At 59.7% G+C, this 1,663-nt stretch carries 1 protein-coding gene and 1 pseudogene; both read left to right on the plus strand.

Going from position 1 to position 1,663, the window contains the following annotated elements:
* Positions 1 to 1,051: ABC transporter ATP-binding protein (locus tag EOA29_RS35625; protein ID WP_245468717.1), on the plus strand; the 1,051-nt coding region annotated here is incomplete at its 5' end.
* Positions 1,052 to 1,228: 177 nt separating this feature from the next.
* Positions 1,229 to 1,434 (plus strand): annotated as a pseudogene (locus EOA29_RS43495) (IS5/IS1182 family transposase); the annotation flags it as partial.
* Positions 1,435 to 1,663 lie beyond the last annotated feature (229 nt).

Below are 1,663 nucleotides of genomic sequence, written 5' to 3' on the forward strand. Positions count from 1 at the left end.
GCCTTCGACGGCCGCTGCATTGCCCCGATTGGAAAGAGTATCTGCAGATACCAAAGCAAACGTTTCCCCGGCGGAATCGCTGATCCGCGTACGGGACCTTCGCGTCAGTTTTCCCGGACGCGGCGGATTGGCATCATTCCCGCACGGCGGTAAGCGGGCAAAGATCGACGTGCTCGTCGATGTAAATCTGGACTTGCGCGCCGGCGAGACCCTTGGCCTGGTCGGCGAGAGCGGATCGGGCAAGTCCACGCTTGGCCGCTGTATCCTGGGCCTTTTCCCGGCTTCATCAGGTTCTATCACGTTTCGCGGTCGGGAATTGACGAAGCTCAGCGAGCGAGAATTCCGACCGCTACGCGAGAACATGGCGATGATGTTTCAGGATCCGATCGGATCTCTGAGTCCTCGACAGAATGTGCGGTCGCTCATCCTCGAGCCGCTGGACGTTCATCGTCCTAAGGGGTTCGACAGGGATGCAGCTGCCCTTAGGCTGGCCAACGCGGTTAGTCTGCCGCGCGAGATGCTGCCTCGCTACCCATATCAGTTGTCGGGCGGACAGGCGCGTCGTGTCGGTGTGGCGCGGGCCATAGCGCTTGCGCCAGACCTGATCATCGCCGACGAGCCGACCGCTGGCCTCGACGTCTCGGTCCAGGGCGACGTGCTCAATTTGATGCGCGACCTGCAGATGGCCCAGAAGCTCACTTATCTCATAATCTCCCACAATCTTCCGGTGGTGCGACACATCAGTAGCCGGCTCGCCATTATGTACCTGGGTCGCATTGTAGAACAGGGAGATTGCGAGGCGATATTCCGGCGTCCTGCGCACCCTTACACCGAAGCGCTGGTAAACGGCATCCCGCGGCCCGACCCCGAACATCGACGCAAATTGACGTCAATCGAGGGCGAGGTGCCAAGCGTTGCATTTCGTCCGCGCGGGTGCGAGTTCCATGCGCGCTGCCGCTATGCCAAGGAGTGCTGCCGCGAAGAGCCACCGCACGAGACAATCGTCTCCGACGGCCGTACGGTCCGCTGCCATTTTCCACTCGCAGACTAAAACAATGGTGGTGCTGCGCGCCTCCAGTTCCCAAGCCAGATCGAGTGCCGCCGCGCCTCGGTTGGTTTCGATCCGAAACTTTGCCTATGGTTTGTTGTCCAGGGCTTCTCGAATAGTCCAGTAGTCCCAAGAAGCTTTGTATGCTCTATCAGCGATGAGCGGCTGATCATCCGATCATCCCCGGCCGTCCTGACATCCATCCTTAAACGCTGGTCCTGGCTGCGCGATGTCTTCCGATCGCGGCCATGCCTGACCGAACTGAGGGCGCGCTGCAAAAGATCGGCAAGGTCACCCTGGAGATCGTGAAGGAGCGGACGACGCCAAGGGCGAAGGTCCTGCCGCGCAATTGGGTGGTCGAGCGCACCTTCGCATGGCTGGGTCAAGGTGATGGAAGCCGAGAAGAGTTGCGACCCATGCTTATAGCAATCCTGGAAGGCGACATTCGACGTGCGCGTGGTCGTGTTCAGCCTATAGCTATGTCCGAAATCCACCACTCTAACCCGGAAGTGCCGAAATCGCGGCGCGAAAACCTCTAGTTTTGACCTTCTTGTTAGCACATCTCTTCGTCGGCACGCCGATTGCAGGAGACACGATGCAGACTCCGTTACAGCC

This window comes from Mesorhizobium sp. M1E.F.Ca.ET.063.01.1.1 (assembly GCF_003998155.1).
Classification (GTDB): Bacteria; Pseudomonadota; Alphaproteobacteria; order Rhizobiales; family Rhizobiaceae; genus Mesorhizobium.